General features: G+C 53.3%; 2 protein-coding genes and 2 pseudogenes. 1 reads left to right on the top strand and 3 read right to left on the bottom strand.

Features of this window, described 5'->3' with window-relative positions:
- A partial coding sequence (locus POG22_RS08270) for an RNA-guided endonuclease TnpB family protein (protein ID WP_498904675.1) occupies positions 1 to 915 on the bottom strand: 915 nt, incomplete at its 3' end.
- A gap of 223 nt (positions 916 to 1138) precedes the next feature.
- Here POG22_RS08270 and POG22_RS08265 point away from each other — a divergent pair.
- Complete coding sequence (locus tag POG22_RS08265; protein WP_498904674.1) at positions 1139 to 2800, top strand: hypothetical protein; 1662 nt, start codon at positions 1139 to 1141, stop codon at positions 2798 to 2800.
- A gap of 14 nt (positions 2801 to 2814) precedes the next feature.
- On the opposite strand, the pseudogene POG22_RS08260 reads toward POG22_RS08265, so the two are convergent.
- Positions 2815 to 3159: pseudogene (locus POG22_RS08260) on the bottom strand (potassium channel family protein); the annotation flags it as partial.
- 20 nt (positions 3160 to 3179) lie between these two features.
- Positions 3180 to 3296 (bottom strand): annotated as a pseudogene (locus POG22_RS08255) (IS4 family transposase); the annotation flags it as partial.

Here is a 3296-nt window from a genome sequence, read left to right as displayed (position 1 = left end):
TCGTTCGAGTTTGTAGGAAAGAAAATTGACGAATATTCCCCAGCCCACATCAGAAATTGCCTTAGCCAGATTGTGATTCCGAACCATGCCCTTGACATTGAGATTTTCGACTACGATGACTTGGTTATCGTTCACCAGCTTTCGGCTCAGCTTGTGCAGGTAGTCTTGACGGGCATTTGACAGGCGTTCGTGAACTCTGGCGACCAACCTCCTGGCTTTCTCTCGAGACCTCGAACCTTTGGACTTACGAGCCAGTTTTTTCTGCTTCCTCGCTAAGTTCCGTTCGTGTTTTTTGAAATGCCTTGGGTTGGCATATTTGGAAGTTTTGACACCATCGTTGACGATAGCGAAGTCCTTCAATCCCAAATCTACCCCCGCCACTTTTCCCTCGGGACTCGGTGAGGGTACATCCCCCTCAAGTTCGCAAAGGACAGACGCAAAATACCGACCCGAGGGCGTCATAGATACTGTGACCGTCTTGATTTTTCCGTCGATGGGTCGATGGAGTTTCGCCTTGACGATTCCTACCCGACCGGGGAATTTAATACGGTTGCCAATAACTTTGACGTTCTGGGGGTATTGGATGGATTGACGGTACTTTTTGCTCTTGAAGCGAGGATATTTCGCTCGCTTATCAAAGAAATTCTTGAAGGCGGCTGTCAAGTTGAGTGTCGTCGTTTGTAAAACTTGCGAGTAGCACTCTGATAGCCAAGCGGTCTCCTCGGATTTCTTGAGCTTCGGGAGGTGAGCGTTAATGGCTGTGCGGGTCAATCCTTTACCCGTTTCTTTGTAGGTTGTGTTGCACAGGTTGAGTGCATAATTCCACCACCAACGAGCGCAGCCAAAGTGTTGAGCTAACGTCTGCTTCTGTTCGTCAGTTGGGTAGATTCTGACTTTGACCGCTTTGTGTATCAACGCCTTCACCTCTTTCGCTTGCCACTTTAGCACAATCTCGATAAATCTTTGTGGACGATCGATTTTCGGGGCATCGAACCCCTCAAGTGACGCGGGGAGTCCATGTTGTTGCTGAGCTTGTCGAAGCATCCCGACGCTGACCGTTCGGCTGAGCCGCTCACGGCCGAAGCCTTCGGTGCAGCACGGGACTTATTGCTCCGGTGAACCCCTCACAAGTTAAACTGTGAGTGCATTGGCAGTATTGCCGACTCGCACCGACAAGGACGGCTCGATCGATTCTATGTCTGAGGCATCTCAATTTCAGAACGTCCGCGAAACCCCGATCTGGCAACGGGCGATCGATACTTTGCGCCAACCGGCCTCGGTCGGCATTGTGGTATCGGTGGTACTCCACGCGATCGCGATCGTTTCGATTCCTTTATCGTCGCTCGATCTCGGGGAAGAGGAAGACGACACTCTCGATGTCGATATTGTCGAACTCACCACTGAAGACCTCAATCAGTTCGCTCCTCAAGTGACGCAGGAGTTTAGCTTTCCGTCCTACGAGTTTGACGAAGACAGTTTGACGGGTTTACCGTCTCTGTCAGGACGACCGACGTTTCCGCCACCGCCGCCAGCGGATTCGACGGAAGACGAGAGTTCTATGAGTGGCAGTGCTTGGAGTTACTGGGACGAGTTGCCATCGAACGATACCGATCCGTATTCTGGTACTTACGACGACGGTTATACCGACAGCTACAACTATACTGACGGTAGCAGCGATTGGCGACAGCAATACGAATCGTTCGTCGATCGCTACAGGTCGGGAACGGGTACGTCGTCGCGACAGACGACTCCTTCAGAACCGACGCCTCAAGAGTTAGCTCGCCAGAAAAAAGAAGGTCTCTCTCGAGGAGAGCGATCGGAGGACACGGAGAACAAAGGGAACACAACCGACGAGACGCCGACAGGGGACGGAACTCCGAGCGGTCAGGGGTATGCTGAAGGGATAGACGCTCTTCGGCTCTATGCAAGCTGGGTGCAGCGACTCTTTGCGATCGCCCCGGACTTAGAGGATCGCGTGGAGATTTGGGACCGACAAAACCCCCAGTCACAGGAAATTTTGCTTCCCCCACAACCGGCGTTTCAACAGCTTGTCGAGGAAATCCCTTCGGTGTTGGTGGGAATTCTCGTCGATGAAGACGGCGAACCGATCTCCGTCATCGACGAGGAGTTGGGGAACCGGAACCTGGCGTTAACCGAACTTCCACCTCGTCGAAACCCCGTTTTACAACTGGTGTTGCGGGAGTTCGTTCTTCCGCAAATTGAGTTTCCCGATCGCGATCGCCCCAAAGCCTACTGGTTTCAGGTCGACTTCCGCATTCGCGAGTCTGGCGGCGACACGGAGGATACGGACGCCAAAGGAGGGGAGACTCCGACGCCACCGTTGGATTCCGAACCCATGCGACTGGCTCTCCAACAGGCCCAGACGTTAGCGTTACCTGAAGAGGCCGGACAACGCTGGTTGGATTACTTGAGTGGTTTTGAGGCAATGCCCCGCCTGTTGGAAAAACCGCTCGCTCCGACTCGGATACAGATTCCTTATCCGCAGGATGTGGAACCTCCCGCCGAACCGCCTCGGACGGTATTCGCGATCGCCCTCGACAGTCAAGGAACTCTGATTGAAGAGAGCGTTCGACCGTTATTGTTGACGGGAAACGCTCGCCTCGACGAGCGAGCGGTGGAAGTTCTTCGCGAAAACGCTCTCGATATTCCCCTGACAGGAGCGACGACTGCCTATATCTTCGTGGTGGAATTCGTACCAGAAGGCGAAATGCCCCCCTCGACTCCTCCGACTCAGGACGAGGAGTTACCGATGAAGAAAATCCCGCCTGGGGAACGATAGGGACTTGCTCGGGGTTAGCGTCCGCGATTGTGTTGGGTTTCGTCGTAGAGCTTCACGGCCAAGTCTCTTAAAATTGCCTCGTCGCGCACACGATCGCTAAACTTTTCGTAGGCGATATCGAGACAGCGTTTCATCAACTCGGCCGACTGTTCTACGTCTGTCTCGAGAGGTGGCTTGGCGATGTTTTTTTCGGGCGATCGCGCTTTTTGCCGTTCGATCTGTTCGGAAAACCCAGAGGCGATAATTCCAGCGGGAAGGGCAAATAAACCAATTCCCAAAAATGCCAGTAACGCCCCGAACAATTTACCGATCGGCGTTACGGGATAAACATCGCCGTATCCTACTGTCGTGAGTGTGACCTGAGAGGGTGACAACATAGCTAGACCCCCTGCCTCACAAGGGATAGAGCCTCTAGCCCTCGTTGAAAATGGAGAGATTTGTGAGGCTTCAACGCCATGAGCGCCAACATCCAATCTCTCCAGAGCAGCAGGGATTG

Source organism: Geitlerinema sp. CS-897, from assembly GCF_028368005.1.
GTDB lineage: Bacteria > Cyanobacteriota > Cyanobacteriia > Cyanobacteriales > Geitlerinemataceae > Baaleninema > Baaleninema simplex.
The sequence above is the reverse complement of the archived record's forward strand: the minus strand, read 5'-3'. Positions and strand labels throughout refer to the sequence as shown.